Annotated in this window: 14 protein-coding genes; 1 reads left to right on the forward strand and 13 read right to left on the reverse strand. The window is 70.5% G+C overall.

The window, feature by feature from the left end; translation table 11 throughout:
• Positions 1-106 precede the first annotated feature (106 nt).
• A complete protein-coding gene (locus tag ACGFN2_RS26595) occupies positions 107-859 on the reverse strand; it encodes a TraR/DksA family transcriptional regulator (RefSeq protein ID WP_393364587.1) in 753 nt (250 codons plus the stop codon).
• A 620-nt stretch (positions 860-1,479) separates the two neighbouring features.
• Here ACGFN2_RS26595 and ileS point away from each other — a divergent pair.
• The gene (gene ileS / locus ACGFN2_RS26600) at positions 1,480-4,623 is read left to right on the forward strand and encodes an isoleucine--tRNA ligase (RefSeq protein WP_393364590.1); all 3,144 of its coding nucleotides are present in this window, start codon (positions 1,480-1,482) and stop codon (positions 4,621-4,623) included.
• 180 nt (positions 4,624-4,803) lie between these two features.
• On the opposite strand, the gene ACGFN2_RS26605 is transcribed toward ileS, so the two are convergent.
• From ACGFN2_RS26605 to murF, 12 genes are all read right to left on the reverse strand, one after another.
• The gene (locus tag ACGFN2_RS26605) at positions 4,804-5,916 is read right to left on the reverse strand and encodes a DivIVA domain-containing protein (RefSeq protein ID WP_362601573.1); all 1,113 of its coding nucleotides are present in this window, start codon (positions 5,914-5,916) and stop codon (positions 4,804-4,806) included.
• A gap of 49 nt (positions 5,917-5,965) precedes the next feature.
• Complete coding sequence (locus tag ACGFN2_RS26610; RefSeq protein WP_362601570.1) at positions 5,966-6,259, reverse strand: YggT family protein; 294 nt, start codon at positions 6,257-6,259, stop codon at positions 5,966-5,968.
• Positions 6,260-6,330: 71 nt separating this feature from the next.
• Positions 6,331-6,951, reverse strand: a complete 621-nt coding sequence (locus ACGFN2_RS26615; protein ID WP_362601567.1) for a cell division protein SepF — start codon at positions 6,949-6,951, stop codon at positions 6,331-6,333.
• A gap of 124 nt (positions 6,952-7,075) precedes the next feature.
• Complete coding sequence (locus tag ACGFN2_RS26620) at positions 7,076-7,798, reverse strand: YggS family pyridoxal phosphate-dependent enzyme (protein ID WP_362601565.1); 723 nt, start codon at positions 7,796-7,798, stop codon at positions 7,076-7,078.
• A complete protein-coding gene (gene pgeF / locus ACGFN2_RS26625; RefSeq protein ID WP_393364595.1) occupies positions 7,795-8,559 on the reverse strand; it encodes a peptidoglycan editing factor PgeF in 765 nt (254 codons plus the stop codon). Before pgeF ends, ACGFN2_RS26620 begins: the two co-directional genes overlap by 4 nt.
• A 13-nt stretch (positions 8,560-8,572) precedes the next feature.
• Positions 8,573-9,811, reverse strand: coding sequence for a cell division protein FtsZ (gene ftsZ, locus ACGFN2_RS26630; protein WP_362601560.1), 1,239 nt, complete (start codon positions 9,809-9,811; stop codon positions 8,573-8,575).
• A gap of 282 nt (positions 9,812-10,093) precedes the next feature.
• Entirely contained in the window at positions 10,094-10,909 is an 816-nt protein-coding gene (locus tag ACGFN2_RS26635) for a cell division protein FtsQ/DivIB (RefSeq protein WP_393364598.1), read from the reverse strand.
• Between the two features lie 22 nt (positions 10,910-10,931).
• Entirely contained in the window at positions 10,932-12,023 is a 1,092-nt protein-coding gene (gene murG / locus ACGFN2_RS26640; RefSeq protein ID WP_190146619.1) for an undecaprenyldiphospho-muramoylpentapeptide beta-N-acetylglucosaminyltransferase, read from the reverse strand.
• Positions 12,024-12,029: 6 nt separating this feature from the next.
• Positions 12,030-13,379 carry a putative lipid II flippase FtsW gene (gene ftsW, locus ACGFN2_RS26645; protein ID WP_362601552.1) on the reverse strand — a complete coding sequence of 450 codons (1,350 nt, stop codon included), beginning with the start codon at positions 13,377-13,379 and terminating at the stop codon, positions 12,030-12,032.
• Positions 13,380-13,439: 60 nt separating this feature from the next.
• Positions 13,440-14,906 (reverse strand): UDP-N-acetylmuramoyl-L-alanine--D-glutamate ligase, encoded by a 1,467-nt coding sequence (gene murD / locus ACGFN2_RS26650; RefSeq protein ID WP_393364604.1) that lies wholly within the window; start codon positions 14,904-14,906, stop codon positions 13,440-13,442.
• The gene (gene mraY, locus ACGFN2_RS26655; RefSeq protein ID WP_129298830.1) at positions 14,903-15,967 is read right to left on the reverse strand and encodes a phospho-N-acetylmuramoyl-pentapeptide-transferase; all 1,065 of its coding nucleotides are present in this window, start codon (positions 15,965-15,967) and stop codon (positions 14,903-14,905) included. Before mraY ends, murD begins: the two co-directional genes overlap by 4 nt.
• 5 nt (positions 15,968-15,972) lie before the next feature.
• The gene (gene murF, locus ACGFN2_RS26660) at positions 15,973-17,421 is read right to left on the reverse strand and encodes a UDP-N-acetylmuramoyl-tripeptide--D-alanyl-D-alanine ligase (RefSeq protein ID WP_362601547.1); all 1,449 of its coding nucleotides are present in this window, start codon (positions 17,419-17,421) and stop codon (positions 15,973-15,975) included.
• Positions 17,422-17,465 lie beyond the last annotated feature (44 nt).

Below are 17,465 nucleotides of genomic sequence, written 5' to 3' on the forward strand. Positions count from 1 at the left end.
CCGTTTGTGTCCCCGGCCGGGCCGTGCCCGGCTGAACCACGAGAGTACGACACACGCGTGCGGGCGCGGGCGGTACGGGTGCCGTCCGCGCCACCCGATGCCGCGCTCAGCGGCGCTCCTGCTGCTGCTTGCACTCCACGCACAGCGTGGCGCGCGGGAAGGCCTGCATCCGCGCCTTGCCGATGGGGTTCCCGCAGTTCTCGCACAGCCCGTAGGTGCCCGCGTCCAGCCGGCCGAGGGCCCGTTCGGTCTGGTGGAGCATCTCGCGGGCGTTGGAGGCGAGCGCCAGCTCGTGTTCGCGGGTGATGTTCTTGCTGCCGGTGTCGGCCTCGTCGTCGCCCGCGCCGTCCCCGGAGTCGCGCATCAGCCCGGCGATGGCGTCCTCGGCCGAGACGATCTCCAGCCGCAGCCGCGCCGTCTCCTCCATCAGCTCGGTCCGCGCCTCGGCGACCTCCTCGGGCGTCCAGGGGTCCTCGCCGGGGCGTACGGCGAGTTCGCCGGGCGCCGCGGCCACCCGGGCCATGGGCACCGCGGACCCGTCGTCGTGCGCCGTGGCCGCTGCGGCCGCGGTCTTCTTCGCCACCACCGTCTTGGCTCCCGTCTTCTTGGCGGACACCGCGGCCGTCTTGGCCGGCGCCTTCTTCGCGGCCTTCTTGGCCGTCGTCTTCTTGGCCGCCGTCTTCTTCACGGCCTTCTTCGCCGCCTTCTTGGCCGGCGCCTTCTCCGGCGTGGTCGTCGCGGCCGCCGTCTTCCTGGCCGCGGCCTTCTTCGGAGCGGTCCTCTTGGCTGCGGGCTGCTTCGCGACGGCCTCGTCGGCAGGCGTCGTGCTCTTCTCCGCGGCGGTCTTTTTCGCCACCATGGCCGCGACCCCTTCACATATGTGACTTTGTTCGCGAATCGTGACGGGAACGATAAATCGCCACACGCCACGCGGCAACGGGACGCACCGCCCCGCCCGGTCCCGGCCCCGGCCCGGCAGTGCGGTACGCCTCGCCCGTACCCGCTCCCCGCCGGGCCGGACCCGCCCGTGGGAGGAGCGGCGGGCCGCTGGCCATTCGGGTCAGCGCACGGGGCGGGGCCACCGCCCGTGCGACGGTCCGGGTCACCGTCGTACGGCGTCCCGCCCCGGCCCTCCGCCGGAAATCCGGTCGGCCGCTGTGGGGACAGCCCCGTACACTGGCCCCAGCGACAGGCATTGACGGGACGAGTAGCGCCGTACGCAGCCAGCAGCGACCCGGGGACGGTGGAAGCCCGGGGGCGTGCACGACGTGAAGATCACCCCGGAGCCGCCGGAAGAAAGTCCTGGACAGCGGGCCCGGCCCACGGGCCTCGGGCCCCCAGGACGAGTAGAACCGGCAGCGCGACCCCAATGAGGGGGCGGTGCGACGGCACCGCCAAGGAGGGTGGTACCGCGGGAGCCGAGGCTCTCGTCCCTCCGGACGGAGAACGCAGCAGGTGTCCCGCCGGAGGAAGCCCCCGATGAGTCCGCAGCCCCAGTACCGCCAGGTACCCGCCCAGGTAGACCTCCCCGCCCTCGAGCACGCGGTGCTCGATTTCTGGCAGGAGCAGAAGGTCTTCGCCCGTACCCTCCAGCAGTCCGAGGGGCGGCCCGAGTGGGTCTTCTACGAGGGCCCCCCGACCGCCAACGGCATGCCCGGCGCGCACCACATCGAGGCGCGCGTCTTCAAGGACGTCTTCCCCCGGTTCCGGACGATGCAGGGCTACCACGTCGACCGCAAGGCCGGCTGGGACTGCCACGGCCTCCCGGTCGAGCTGGCCGTGGAGAAGGAGCTGGGCTTCAACGGCAAGAAGGACATCGAGGCGTACGGCATCGCCGAGTTCAACGCCAAGTGCCGGGAGTCGGTGACCCGCCACACTGACGCCTTCGCCGAGCTCACGACCCGTATGGGCTACTGGACCGACCTGGACGCCCCGTACCGCACGATGGACCCCGACTACATCGAGTCGGTGTGGTGGTCGCTGAAGGAGATCTTCGGCAAGGGCCTGCTGGTCCAGGACCACCGCGTCGCCCCCTGGTGCCCGCGCTGCGGCACCGGCCTGTCGGACCACGAGCTGGCCCAGGGCTACGAGAACGTCGTCGACCCCTCGGTCTTCGTCCGCCTCCCGCTGACGTCCGGCCCGCTGGCCGGCCGGGCCGCGCTGCTCATCTGGACGACCACCCCCTGGACCCTGGTCTCCAACACGGCCGTCGCCGCGCACCCCGACGTCACCTACGTCGTCGCCACCGACGGCACCGAGCAGCTGGTCGTCGCCGAGCCGCTGCTGGAGAAGGCCCTCGGCGAGGGCTGGACCGCCACCGGCGAGTCGTTCACCGGCCGCGAGATGGAGCGCTGGGCCTACCGGCGCCCCTTCGATCTCGTCGAGCTCGACGGCGCCAACATCGTCGTCAACGCCGAGTACGTCACCACCGACGACGGCACCGGCCTCGTCCACCAGGCCCCGGCCTTCGGTGAGGACGACCTCAGGACCTGCAAGGCGTACGACCTCCCGGTGATCAACCCAGTCCGTCCGGACGGCACCTTCGAGGAGCAACTGGCCCTGATCGGCGGCCAGTTCTTCAAGAAGGCCGACGAGACACTGGTCGCCGACCTGGACGCCCGCGGTCTGCTCTTCCGGCACGTCGCCTACGAGCACAGCTACCCGCACTGCTGGCGCTGCCACACCGCGCTGCTCTACTACGCCCAGCCGTCCTGGTACATCCGCACCACCGCGGTCAAGGACGCCCTGCTCCGGGAGAACGAGAACACCAACTGGTTCCCCGGGTCGGTCAAGCACGGCCGCTTCGGCGACTGGCTCACCAACAACATCGACTGGGCGCTGTCCCGCAACCGCTACTGGGGCACCCCGCTGCCCATCTGGCGCTGCGAGGAGAACCACCTCACCTGCGTCGGCTCGCTCGCCGAGCTGACCGAGCTGACCGGCACCGACCAGTCCGGCCTGGACCCGCACCGCCCGTACATCGACGCGGTCACCTTCCCCTGCTCCCACGAGGGCTGCACGCTCACCGCCACCCGCGTCCCCGAGGTCATCGACGCCTGGTACGACTCGGGTTCGATGCCGTTCGCGCAGTGGGGCTACCCGTACCGCAACAAGGAGCTGTTCGAGAAGCGCTACCCGGCGCAGTTCATCTCCGAGGCCATCGACCAGACCCGCGGCTGGTTCTACACGCTGATGGCGGTCGGCACCCTCGTCTTCGACAAGTCGAGCTACGAGAACGTCGTCTGCCTCGGCCACATCCTCGCCGAGGACGGCCGGAAGATGTCCAAGCACCTGGGCAATATCCTCCAGCCGATCCCGCTGATGGACCAGCACGGCGCCGACGCGGTCCGCTGGTTCATGGCCGCCGGCGGCTCCCCCTGGGCCGCCCGCCGGGTGGGCCACTCCACCATCCAGGAAGTGGTCCGCAAGACGCTGCTGACGTACTGGAACACCGTCGCCTTCCAGGCGCTCTACGCCCGTACGTCCGGCTGGGCGCCCTCCGCCGCCGACCCGGCCCCCGCCGACCGCCCGCTGCTGGACCGCTGGCTGCTCGGTGAGCTGAACACCCTGGTCGAGCAGGTCACCGAGTCGCTGGAGTCCTTCGACACCCAGCGCGCCGGCAAGCTCCTCTCCTCCTTCGTCGACGACCTCTCCAACTGGTACGTCCGCCGCTCCCGCCGCCGTTTCTGGCAGGGCGACGCGGCCGCGCTGCGCACCCTCCACGAGGTCGTCGAGACCGTCACCCGCCTCATGGCGCCGCTCACCCCCTTCATCACCGAGCGGGTCTGGCAGGACCTGGTCGTCCCGGTCACCCCGGACGCCCCGGACTCCGTCCACCTCTCCACCTGGCCGGTCGCCGACCGGACGCTGATCGACCCGGCGCTGTCCGGCCGGATGCAGCTGGTGCGCCGGCTGGTCGAGCTGGGCCGGGCCACCCGCGCCGAGTCGGGTGTGAAGACCCGCCAGCCGCTGTCCCGCGCGCTGGTCGCGGCCCACGGCTTCGCGGACCTGTCCGACGACCTGCGCGCGCAGATCGCCGAGGAGCTCAACGTCAGCTCGCTGGCCTCGCTGTCGGAGGTGGGCGGGTCCCTGGTCGACACCACCGCCAAGGCGAACTTCCGTGCCCTGGGCAAGCGTTTCGGCAAGGGCGTCCAGGCGGTCGCCAAGGCCGTCGCCGCCGCGGATGCCGCGGCCCTCTCCCTCGCCCTGCGCGAGGGCACGGCGAGCGTCGAGGTCGACGGTGAGACCGTCACCCTCGCCCCCGACGAGGTCATCATCACCGAGACCCCGCGCGAGGGCTGGTCGGTGGCCTCCGACGCAGGCGCCACGGTCGCCCTCGACCTGGAGATCACCCCGGAGCTGCGCCGGGCGGGCCTGGCCCGCGACGCGATCCGGCTGATCCAGGAGGCCCGTAAGAACAGCGGCCTCGACGTCGCCGACCGGATCGCGCTGCGCTGGGAGTCCACCGACGAGGAGGTCCGCACGGCGCTGGCCGACCACACCGGCCTGATCTCCGACGAGGTGCTCGCCACGGACTTCACACCCGGCGAGGCGGACGGCTCCTACGGCCCCGCGTTCACCGACGAGAGCCTGGCCCTCACCTTCCGGCTGCGCAAGGCGTAACCGCCCCCGCGGCACACCCGCCGCGACGTCCCGAGCCCCCCGGCGCCACCGCACCGGGGGGCTCGGCCGTCCCCGCCGACCGCACCGCCCCCGCACAAGTCCACACAAAAGGGCCGGGCCCCGAAGGAGTGTTCCTTCGGGGCCCGGCCCTGATTGCCGACTGTGCGCGCTACGCGGACGTCAGTTGTCGTCCTCGTCGATCAGGAAGCCGCGCATCGGCGACGGCGTCTGCTGCATCGGCTGCGGGCTCTGCGGACGCACCGGAGCCATCGGCTGGGTCATCGCCGGCGACATCTGCTGCTGACCGCCGTAGGACGGACCGTTGCCGGACGGACCGGCCATGGAGTGGTTGCCGCCACCCATCGACTGACCGCCACCCATGGTGTGGTTGCCGCCCATGGTGCCCGCACCGGCCGACGCCATCGAGGGCGACGGCGGCAGCGAGGGAGCGGCCGCCGGGGTGCGCGGCGGGGCCAGCGAGTCGTCCGCCTGGTTCTCCAGCTGGCGCAGCTGGCTCTCCAGGTAGGACTTCAGCCGCGTGCGGTACTCGCGCTCGAAGCCGCGCAGGTCCTCGACCTTGCGCTCCAGCGTCGCGCGGGCCGACTCCAGCGAGCCCATCGCCACGCGGTGCTTCTCCTGCGCGTCCCGCTCCAGCGCGTCGGCCTTGGCGCGGGCGTCCCGCTCCAGGCCCTCGGCACGGCTGCGCGCCTCGCCGACGATCTTGTTGGCCTCGGAACGGGCCTCCGCGATCGCCTGGTCGGCGGTCTGCTGTGCCAGCGACAGCACGCGCGCCGCGCTGTCACCGCCCGGGCCGCCCTGCTGGCCACCGGGGCCGGGCAGCTGCGGTCCGCCGGGGCCGCCCATCGGGCCGCCCATGGGGCCACCGGGGCCCATCGGACCGGGGCCGTGACCCTGCGGGCCGTGACCACCGGGACCAGGAGGCAGCTGAGGTGCTCCACCGGGCAGTTGGGGAGGTCCACCCATCCCCTGCTGCTGCGGCGGCACCGGCTGCGGACCGGATATGGCGGCGGGCACCGGAGCCCCCGGACGCTGCTGCTGCTCCTGCTGCTGCTGGTCCGGTCCCTTGCGCATGCCCTGCTGCTGCTGGTTCTGCGCGGCGGCGCGGGTGGCAGCGGCAAGCTTGGCGCGAAGGTCCTCGTTCTCCCGCAGGAGCCGGGTCAGTTCGGCTTCGACCTCATCGAGGAAGGCATCGACCTCGTCCTCGTCATAGCCTTCTCGGAGGCGGACGGTCGTGAACTGCTTGTTCCGCACGTCCTCGGGGGTCAACGGCATCTCTACTTCACCTCAACGTAGTCGTCGGCAATCGGCAAGACCGTATCGTTCACACCAACAACACCGACCTCACGGCGGTGATCAGCAGGTAGACGATGATCATCAATACGAAGAAGGACAGGTCGAGCGCCACGCCCCCGAGACGCAGCGGCGGGATGACCCGCCGCAGAAGCTTGAGTGGCGGATCAGTGACAGTGTAAGCGGCCTCAAGAATGACCACCATCGCCTTGCCGGGTTGCCATGAACGGGCGAACTGGAAGACATAGTCCATCACCAGCCGGAAGATCAACACGATCAGGAAGCAGTACAGCGCGATGTAGATCACCTGACCAAAGACACTCATCTCGCGCGGTCCCTCTCCCCTTGCCTTGCTCCTGTGTTGGCCTCACGGCCTCGGTGTGCCCGGTGTTGCGTCTAGCTCTGGTTGAAGAACCCGCCCTCTGCGATACGGGCCTTGTCCTCCGCCGTGACATCGACGTTAGCAGGCGACAACAGGAACACCTTCTGCGTCACCCGCTCGATGCTGCCGTGAAGACCAAACACCAAACCGGCCGCAAAGTCGACAAGTCGCTTCGCGTCGGTGTCGTCCATCTCCGTCAGATTCATGATCACCGGAGTGCCCTCACGGAAGTGTTCCCCGATGGTACGGGCTTCGTTGTAGGTCCGGGGGTGGAGTGTGGTGATGCGGTAGGGCTCCCGCTCGGACACAACCTTGGGCATGATCACCGGTGCGTTCTTCTCCAGATTCGGACGGTCGGGTGTGATGGATGCCACGGGGGCGATTCGCGCGGGTCGTCCGTTTTCCGCGACAAGCGGGGCCGGTTCACGTTGCGCCGGAGGCGTCACGGCACGGACGGGTTCCTCCCGTTCCGGGGGGATTTCGGCCTGCACCGGGTGCTGTTGACGCCGTCCCCGGTCGGGCTCCGGGTCAAGCTCGGGCTCGAACTCGTCATCGGGGTCGAACCCCCGGCCGTCGTACCCATCGTCCTCCACGAGGCCGAGGTAGACCGCCATCTTGCGCATCGCGCCGGCCATTCTCTGCGTCCTCCGCTCTGTGGTGGATCGGCTCCGTCACCAGGGGCCCTGAATCCACTCGGCCTGCCCCGTTTTTTACGGGAATGACCATATTTTGTGCTGTGGTCCGACTTGCTTGGCGACGTTACCGGAGCCGTGGTCGGACTCCGAGTACCGCAGTGCCGACGCGCACATGTGTCGCTCCGGCCGCCACTGCGTCCTCAAGATCCGCGCTCATGCCTGCGGACACCATGGTGGCAGCAGGATGGTCGGCGCGCAGGTCGGATGAGATTTCCATGAGCCGTTCGAAAGCCGCGAGTTCACGCCCCGCATAGGGCCCGGCCAGCGGCGCCACGGTCATCACGCCGTCCACGCGCAGACCTTGGGCCCCGGCGATCACCTCGGCGAGCGCCGGGACACCGTCCGGTGCCACACCTCCGCGCTCACCCCGCACCCCCGACTCCGCGTCAAGTGCCACCTGGATCAGGCACCCCAGTTCGCGCCCGGCGCGCACCGCCTCCTTGGAGAGCGCGGTGACGAGACGGGCCCGGTCGACCGACTGAACAATTCCGGCATAACCAGCCACCGACCGCACCTTGTTGGTCTGGAGTTGACCAACGAAGTGCCAAGTAAGGGGCAAATCAGCGCATTCCGCGGCCTTGACCGCGGCCTCCTGGTCGCGGTTCTCCGCGACCTGCCGCACCCCCAGCTCCGCGAGCAGCCGGACATCACTCGCGGGGTAGGTCTTGGTGACCACGATCAGGGTCACCTCGTCCCGCGGCCGGCCGGCCTGGGCGCAGGCGGCGGAGATACGTTCCTCCACCCGGGCCAGGTTCTCCGCCAGTTGCGTCTTCCGGTCCTCCGTCACGACGTGGCCTCCCCCGGCCCCGGGCCTGGGGTGTCGTCCCCGAGCCACACATAGCTCGCGAGCCGCCCGGTCGTACGGTCGCGTCGATAAGAGAAATGGTCCGCGGATTCGCGGGTGCAGATGTGGGAATCTTCACGCACCAGCACGCCCTGCGCGGCGAGTTGGGCCCGGACGCCCGCCGTGACGTCCACCGCGGGAGTCCCCCAGCTCGTCGTCGCACGAGCCTCGGGCACCACCGCTGCGACATCGGAACGCATCGCCTCGGGCACCTCGTAACAGCGCCCGCAGATCGCCGGTCCGGTGTACGCGATGATCCGGGCCGGTTCCGCGCCCCGCTTCACCATGGCCTCGACCACCGCCGGGACGACCCCGGCGACCAGGCCGGGCCGGCCGGCGTGCGCGGCCCCCGCGACCCCGGCGACCGGGTCGGCGAGCAGGACCGGGGTGCAGTCGGCGGTCAGGACCGCGAGCGCGAGACCCCGGCGCTCCGTCACCACCGCGTCCACGGCCGGGACGTCGCCCTGCCACGGACCGTCGACCACGGCCACGTCCCGGCCGTGGACCTGGTTCATCCAGACCACCGCGGCCGGGTCGAGGCCGAGTGCCGTGGCGGCGCGGGACCGGTTGGCGTGTACGGCGTGCGGGTCGTCGCCGACCGCGCCGCCCAGGTTGAGCTGATCGTACGGAGCGGCGCTCACCCCGCCCCACCTGTCGGTGAAGGCGAAGTGCGCGCCGCTCTCGTGGTGCTGTTGCCCTATCACTTCAGTGCTTCGGTCACTTCAGGAAGTCGGGGACGTCCAGTTCCTCGGCCGCCGAGTCCGAGTACGGACGGGCCGGGGGAACCTGGGGAGTGCTCGACGGGGTCGACGGGGTCTCGCCCAGCGAGGAGGAGGACTCGGCGGGTGCCGGCTCCTCGTCCCGTACCGGCACCGAACCCAGTCCGCCGAAGGACGACGAACGCGGCTCGGGCGGAGTGGCCGGGCGGCTCGGGGCCGGGGCGGCCGCGGGCTCCTCGCGCTTCGGGGCGGACAGCGCGGAGGACTGCGCATCCCGGCGGGCCGGCGGCTGGCCGCCGTCGAAGCCCGCGGCGATGACCGTGACCCGGACCTCGTCGCCCAGCGCGTCGTCGATGACCGCACCGAAGATGATGTTGGCTTCCGGGTGTGCCGCCTCGCTGACCAGCTGGGCGGCCTCGTTGATCTCGAAGAGACCGAGGTCGGAACCGCCCGAGATGGACAGCAGCACCCCGCGGGCGCCGTCGATGGACGCCTCCAGGAGCGGCGAGGAGATCGCCATCTCCGCCGCGGCCACCGCGCGGTCGTCGCCGCGCGCCGAGCCGATGCCCATGAGGGCCGAGCCGGCCTCCGACATCACGGACTTGACGTCGGCGAAGTCGAGGTTGATCAGGCCCGGGGTGGTGATCAGGTCGGTGATGCCCTGGACACCCGACAGCAGTACCTGGTCCGCGGACTTGAACGCGTCGAGCACGCTCACCTGGCGGTCCGAGATGGACAGCAGTCGGTCGTTGGGGATCACGATGAGGGTGTCGACCTCTTCGCGCAGCTGCGCGATGCCGTCCTCTGCCTGGTTGGCGCGACGGCGGCCCTCGAAGGTGAACGGCCGGGTGACCACACCGATCGTCAGGGCGCCCAGCGAGCGGGCGATGTTGGCGACGACGGGTGCGCCGCCGGTGCCGGTGCCGCCGCCCTCACCCGCGGTCACGAAGACCATGTCGGCCCCCTTGAGGACCTCCTCGATCTCCTCGCGGTGGTCCTCGGCCGCCTTGCGACCCACATCCGGGTTGGCGCCGGCGCCGAGCCCGCGCGTCATTTCGCGGCCGACGTCGAGCTTGACGTCGGCGTCGCTCATCAGCAGCGCCTGCGCATCGGTGTTGATCGCGATGAACTCGACGCCCTTGAGCCCGACCTCGATCATCCGGTTGATGGCGTTCACGCCACCGCCGCCGATGCCGACGACCTTGATGACTGCGAGGTAGTTCTGCGGTGCTGCCACGTCGAAGGCCTCTCGCCTCGAGTTACGTGTCGTCGCCGCACGTGCGTGTGGACGCCGACTGATGCCGATGGGACGGTTCGTATCGCCGACCCGAACCCTAACGTTGAAGTTTAGGGTTACCTGTGCCTGTGTTCCTTGCTTCCATAGTCCCTTTGGAACGAGACACTAAGTCGACAAGGCGCGCCCGTTCAACGAACACGCCGAACCTCCCGTTTTTCTTTTCACCCTATGTGATCACCCATAGTCGTAGCCATCCAGGGTGCTGGCCTGCGGCTCCGGACGTCAACTCCCGGACACCGCAGGGGCGCTGGGCACCGAGATGTCGAAGTGGCGGGCCTCGCGCGCCGCTTTCAGCAGCGCGGTCAGCACCTTTGCCTTCTCGGCGCCCTGTTCGCGGCTGCCCCAGGCGACCGTGCGGCCGCCGGTCAGTTCGAGGGTGATCGCGTCGTAGGACCGTACGCGGACCTTCCGTACGTCCTTGTGCACGGCCGCGGGCAGATCCCGGGCGACCTCGACCGCGGCGCGCCGCAACCGGTCGGTTCCGAAACGGCGCAGACTCGGGGAGTCGGATACGGACATTTCCAGAAGCGGAACACCCCGGGGAGCCGTGCGGACGGTGGCGAACCGGACGCCCCCGGCGTCCACTTCGACAAACTTTCCGCCCGTTCGCAGCAGCAGTTCCGGCACCCTTTCGGTCACCTTCAGGCCGATTGTGTGCGGCCAGGACCGCTCGACGTCCACGGTCTTGATGCGCGGCAGCCGGGCGCGGAGCCGTCGGGCCAGCGCGTCCGTGTCGACCGAGACCAGCGGTGCGTTCATCGGGGCGTCCGCCGCGGCGACGACGTCATGCGGCGTCAGCACCTTGGTGCCGGTGGCGCGGACACGTTCCACCCGGAGCCAGTTCGAGGCGTAGAGGGCCCAGACGCCGAACGCGCCGAGCAGCGCCGCGGCGACCAGGATGATGATCAGACCACGACGGCTCGGCGCGCGTAGCGGAAGGCGTTCCCACCGGAGTCTTCGCCGCGGGGGCGCCGCGGCGGAGGGCGGGCCGGACGGTGACTTCTTCTCGCCTCGACGGGCGGTTGCCGGTCCGGCCACGCTCCCTGCCTTCTCTCGTGCGCTACTTGTTGTGCTGCGCAATCGCCTCGTAGACCATGCCGACCAACAGCTCATCGGCGTCCCGGCGGCCGAACTCGGAGGCCGCGCGCGACATCTCGTACAGCCGGTGCGGATCGGCCAGGACCGGGAGCACGCTGTTCTGCACCCAGTCCGGGGTCAGCTGGGCGTCGTCGACCAGCAGGCCCCCGCCGGCGTTGACCAGCGGCTGGGCGTTGAGCCGCTGTTCGCCGTTGCCGATGGGCAGCGGGACGAAGGCGGCCGGGAGCCCGACGGCGGACAACTCGGCGACGGTCATCGCGCCCGCGCGGCAGAGCATCATGTCGGCCGCGGCGTACGCGAGATCCATCCGGTCCACGTACGGTACCGGGACATAGGGGGGCATCCCGGGCATGTTGTCCGCGTGCGGCAGTTCGTTCTTCGGGCCGACCGCGTGCAGCACCTGGATGCCGGCGCGCTGGAGGGCCGGAACGGCGGCCTGGATGACCTCGTTCAGCCGACGGGCCCCCTGGGAACCACCGGACACCAGCAGGGTCGGGAGGTTGGGGTCGAGACCGAAGGCGGCCCGCGCCTCGGGGCGGACCGCGGCGCGGTCCAGGGTCGCGATGGTGCGGCGCAGCGGGATGCCGACGTAGCGGGCCCCGCGCAGCTTGCTGTCGGGGGTGCTGACGGCGACGAACTTGGCGTACCGCGAGCCGATCTTGTTGGCGAGGCCGGGGCGGGCATTGGCCTCGTGGACGATGATCGGCACGCCGAGCCGCTTGGCGGCCAGGTAGCCGGGCAGCGCCACATAGCCGCCGAAGCCGACCACGCAGTCCGCCTTCGTGCGCTCCAGGATCTGCTCGGCGGCCTTGATCGTGCCGCGCAGCCGCCCGGGGACGGTGATCAGCTCGGGGGTGGGCTTGCGCGGCAGCGGCACGGCCGGGATGAGGCCCAGCTCATAGCCGCGTTCGGGGACGAGCCGGGTCTCCAGGCCCTTTTCCGTACCGAGTGCCGTGATCCCCACGGTGGGGTCCTGCCTCCGCAGTGCGTCCGCGAGGGCGAGCGCGGGCTCGATGTGGCCGGCGGTCCCCCCACCGGCGAGTACGACATGCACCGAAATTCACCGCTCTCCGGACGGCCGCTTCTTGACGCGCCGTCTCATCGTCTTCCATCTCACCCCAGCCCGCTTCCTGCCCAAGGCCGGCTTCCGCGCCGACCGGGCAGACAACGCCGCCCGTGCAGCGGGCTCGTCACGCGCGAAGGCGATCAGCAGCCCGATGGCGAACATCGTCGGCAGCAGGGCGGAGCCTCCGTAGGAGAACAGCGGGAGCGGGACACCGGCGATCGGCAACAGGCCGAGCACCGCACCGATGTTGATCACGGCCTGGGCCGTGATCCAGGTGGTCACGCCTCCCGCGGCGTACCGTACGAAGGGGTCCTCCGTGCGTCCGGCCACGCGGATACCCGCATAGCCTAGAGCCGCGAAGAGGGCGAGCACCGACAGCGTCCCCGCCAGACCCAGTTCCTCCCCGGTGATGGCGAAGATGAAGTCGGTGTGCGGTTCAGGGAGTTCACCCCATTTTTCCATACTGGCGCCGAGGCCGGAACCGAAGAATCCGCCGGAGGCCAGAGCATAGATGCCGTGCACGGCCTGCCAGCACTGGTCCCCGGGTCCCGGATCGGTCGCCCCGATGCAGGCCAGCCGGGACATCCGGTTGGCACTGGTCTTGATCAGCAGCGCCCCGATCAGGGTGGCGGCGCCCAGCACCCCCACGAACAGCCGGGTCGGCGCACCGGCCAGCCACAGCAGCCCGAAGAGGATCGCCGTGAGAATGATCGCGGTCCCCATGTCGCCGCCGAGCATGATCAGCCCGAGCAGCAGGAACGCCACCGGGATCAGCGGCACCAGCAGGTGCTTCCACTGCACCAGCAGCCTTTTGTCCTGTTTGCGAGCCAGCAGATCGGCGCCCCACAGCACCAGGGCGAGCTTGGCGAACTCGCTCGGTTGCATCTGGAAAGGTCCGCCGAGGCTGATCCAGTTCTGGTTGCCGTTGACCGCGACCCCTATCCCCGGGATCTGCACCAGGCACATCAGGAACACCGAGACCGCGAGCAGCGGATAGGCCAGCCCGCGGTGCAGCCGTACCGTCATCCGGGAGGCAGCCAGCAGCAGCCCGCCGCCGAGGACGGCGGCGAGCAGCTGCTTGCGGAAGAAGTACGTCGGGGCGAGACCGGACTGCAGTGCCTTGATCTGGGACGCCGAGTAGACCATCACCAGCCCCAGGACGGTGATCAGCAGGCTGCCGCCGAGGATCAGGTAGTACGCGGTCAGCGGGCGGTCCCAGGCGCGTTTCAGCCGGATGTGGAGGCCCCGGGGGCCGCCCGGGGCGCGCCCGCCGCGCGGCTTGCGCACCGTGGAGGGGCGGCGCGCCGGGCGCGAGGTGGCCGCTTTCGCCGATCGGGCCGTCATCCTCGTCCCCTCCACAGGTGCGCGCGTCGCCGGCGCTCGGCGACAGCGGGGAGAAACGGTCTAGAGGTCCCGTGCGGTCAGCTCACCGACCGCCGCGGCGAAGGCTTCGCCCCGCTTGTTGTAGTTGACGAACATGTCCATCGAGGCACAGGCCGGGGCCAGCAGAACAGTGTCACCGGGCTCGGCCAGACGGGCCGCCTCCCGGACCGCCTCGGGCATCGCCCCAGTGTCGGTCCGGTCGAGGTCGACCACCGGGACCTCGGGGGCGTGTCGCGCCAGGGCTTCCCGGATCAGCGCCCGATCGGCGCCGATCAGCACCACCCCGCGCAGCCGGGCCGCGGACTTCTGCACCAGCTCGTCGAAGGTCGCGCCCTTGGCGAGCCCGCCGGCGATCCACACGATGTGCTCGTACGCCGCCAACGACGCCTCGGCGGCGTGGGTGTTGGTGGCCTTGGAGTCGTCGACGTAGGTGACGCCGTCCAGCTCCGCGACGAGCTGGATGCGGTGCGCGTCCGGGTGGAAGGCGCGCAGTCCGTCGCGGACGGCGGCGGGCCGGACGCCGAACGCACGGGCCAGCGCCGCCGCCGCGAGGGCGTTGGCGATGTTGTGCGGGGCGGGGGTCACGGAGCCGGGCGCGATGTCGGAGACCTCGGCGAGCTCCTGGGCCTGTTGCTGCCGGTTCTCCACGAAGGCGCGGTCGACGAGGATGCCCTCGACGACGCCGAGTTGGGAGGGGCCGGGGGTGCCGAGGGTGAAGCCGATGGCCCGGCAGCCCTCCTCGACGTCGGCCTCGCGCACCAGGTCCTCGGTCGCCTTGTCGGCCGCGTTGTAGACGCAGGCGACGGTGTTGCCCTCGTAGATCCGGCCCTTGTCGGCGGCGTACGCCTCCATGGAGCCGTGCCAGTCGAGGTGGTCGGGGGCGAGGTTGAGGACCGCGGCGGAGTGCGCGCGCAGGGACGGCGCCCAGTGCAGCTGGTAGCTGGAGAGCTCCACGGCGAGCACGTCGTACGGGGCCGCGCCGTCCTGGCCCTGCCCCAGGACGACGTCGATGATCGGGGTGCCGATGTTGCCGACGGCCAGGGTGCGCAGGCCCTCGGCCTCCAGGATCGAGGCCAGCATCCGGACGGTCGTGGTCTTGCCGTTGGTGCCGGTGACCCCGAGCCAGGCCGCTGCGTCGGGGCCCCGCAGCCGCCAGGCGATCTCCACGTCTCCGACGACCTCGACGCCCGCGGCCGCGGCCGCGGCGAACAGCGGGCTGTCCGGCTTCCACCCGGGCGAGGTGACGACCAGGTCGGTGCCCTCGGGGAGGGTGTCGCCGTCGCCGAGGCGGACAATGATCCCCTGCTCCGTCAGCTCACGGGCGGCCGCCCGCTGCTTCTCGCCGTCACCGCCGTCGACGACGGTGACACGGGCGCCGAGGCCGGCCAGCGCGCGGGCGGCACTGCTGCCGCTCACGCCCAGGCCGGCGACGGTGATGTGCTGACCGGAGAACCCCGTGGGAACGCCGGTCGGACCCTGGGTGGTCACTTTGCTGCCTGCCAGCCGCCGTAGAAGATGCCGAGTCCCACAATGACGCACATGCCCTGGATGATCCAGAACCGGACCACCACAAGGACTTCCGACCACCCCTTGAGTTCGAAGTGGTGCTGGAGTGGCGCCATCCGGAAGACCCGCTTGCCGGTCAGCCGGAACGAGCCGACCTGGATCACCACGGACATGGTGATCAGGACGAACAGGCCGCCGAGGATGGCCAGCAGCAGCTCCGTACGGGAGCAGATGGCCAGACCGGCCAGCGCGCCGCCCAGGGCCAGCGAACCGGTGTCACCCATGAAGATCTTGGCGGGCGAGGTGTTCCACCACAGGAAGCCGAAGCAGGCACCCATCAGCGCGGAGGCCACCACTGCGAGGTCGAGCGGATCACGGACCTCGTAACAGGCCGGCCCGGCGGTGATCGGAGTGGCGCAGGACTCCTGGTGCTGCCAGATGCCGATGAAGGTGTACGCGCCGAAGACCATCACCGAGGCACCGGTGGCGAGGCCGTCGAGGCCGTCGGTGAGGTTCACGCCGTTGGACATCGCCAGGATCATGAACAGCGCCCAGATCACGAAGATCACCGGGCCGATCTGCCAGCCGAAGTCCTGGGTGAAGGAGAGCCGGTCGGAGGCCGGGGTCTGCCCGCGCAGGTCGGCGAACTGCAGCGAGAGCACCGCGAAGGCGATACCGACGATCAGCTGTCCGGCCATCTTCGCCTTGGCCCGCAGGCCCAGCGAACGCTGCTTGACGATCTTGATGTAGTCGTCGAGGAAGCCGACCAGGCCCATGCCCGCGAACAGGAAGAGCACCAGCACACCGGAGAAGCTCGGATCACTCGAGGTGATCACCTTCGTCACGGCATAGGCGATGATCGTGGCCAGGATGAAGGAGATACCGCCCATGGTGGGCGTTCCCTTCTTGCTGCCGTGGGTCCGCGGGCCGTCATCGCGGATGAACTGCCCGTACCCCTTCTTGGCCAGCAGCTTGATCAGCAGCGGGGTGCCGATCAGGGTCAGGAAGAGCCCGATCATTCCGGAGAAGAGGATCTGCTTCATCGAGTTCATCGGGACACGGCTCCGCCCTCAGCGCCCGTGGCGCCCAGCATGCCCTCGTCCAGCAAAGCTGCGGCGACCCGCTCCAGCCCCACCGACCTGGACGCCTTCACCAGCACGACATCTCCTGGCTGCAGCTCGCTGCGCAACAGGTCGACCGCCGCCCGCGCGTCGGACACGTGCACCGACTCCTCACCCCACGAACCCTCGTTCTTGGCGCCCATGTCGAGCCAGGCCGCTTCCCTGCCGCCGACCGCCACGAGCTTGCTGACGTTGAGCCGGACGACCAGGCGTCCGACCGCGTCGTGTTCGGCGAGTGACTCCTCACCGAGCTCGGCCATCTCACCGAGCACCGCCCACGTACGACCGCCCTTCGCCTGACGGGCTGCGCCCATCGCGACCAGCGCTCGCAGCGCCGCTCGCATGGACTCGGGGTTCGCGTTGTAGGCGTCGTTGACGACCGTCACGCCGTCCGCGCGCTCGGTGACCTCCATACGCCAGCGGGAGAGCGTGCCGGCTTCGGAGAGCGCAGCGGCGATCTCGTCTACGGGCATGCCCAACTCATGGGCTACGGCGGCCGCGGCGAGCGCGTTCGACACGTGGTGCTCACCGTACAGCCGCATGGTCACATCACTGCACCCGGAGGGTGTGCGAAGCGTGAAAGCGGGCTGACCAAGATCCGTGAGCCGGACATTCTCGGCACGGACCGCGGCCTCGGGGGACTCGCCGAACAGGACCGTGCGGGCACGGGTGCGCGGAACCATGGCGCGGACGTACGGGTCGTCGGCGTTGAGCACCGCGACCCCGCCGTCCTCGGCCGCGGGCAGCGCCTCGACGAGTTCGCCCTTGGCCAGGGCGATCTGCTCACGGCCGCCGAACTCGCCGATGTGCGCGCTGCCGACGTTGAGCACCACCCCGATCCTCGGCGGGGTCAGCCCGGCGAGGTAGCGGATGTGGCCGACGCCGCGGGCGCCCATCTCCAGGACGAGGTGACGGGTGTCCTCCTCGGCGCGCAGCGCGGTCAGCGGCAGCCCGATCTCGTTGTTGAGGTTCCCCTCGGGCCAGACCGTCGGGCCGTGGCGCTGGAGCAGCTGGGCGATCAGGTCCTTGGTGCTGGTCTTGCCGGCCGAGCCGGTGAGGCCCACCACGGTGGTGCCAAGACGTGCGACGACGGCGCGGGCGAGTGCGCCCAGCGCGGCGACCACGTCGTCGACGACGATCGCGGGGACGCCGAGCGGGCGGGCGGCCAGGACGGCCACCGCGCCGGCCTCGACGGCGCCGGGCGCGAAGTCGTGGCCGTCGACGCGTTCACCGGCGAACGCCACGAACAGGGCGCCCGGACACACCGCGCGGGAGTCCGCCACGACCGGTCCGGTCACCCGACGGCCGTCGTCCGGTATGTCGTGCTGCTGTCCTCCGACGATGCTCGCGACCTCGGCGAGCGACAGGGAGATCACAGGTCACCCCCGGCACGGGGCGGGCGGTGACGGTAACGGGGTTG

The sequence above is a fragment of the Streptomyces sp. NPDC048612 genome (assembly GCF_043199295.1).
Taxonomy (GTDB): domain Bacteria; phylum Actinomycetota; class Actinomycetes; order Streptomycetales; family Streptomycetaceae; genus Streptomyces.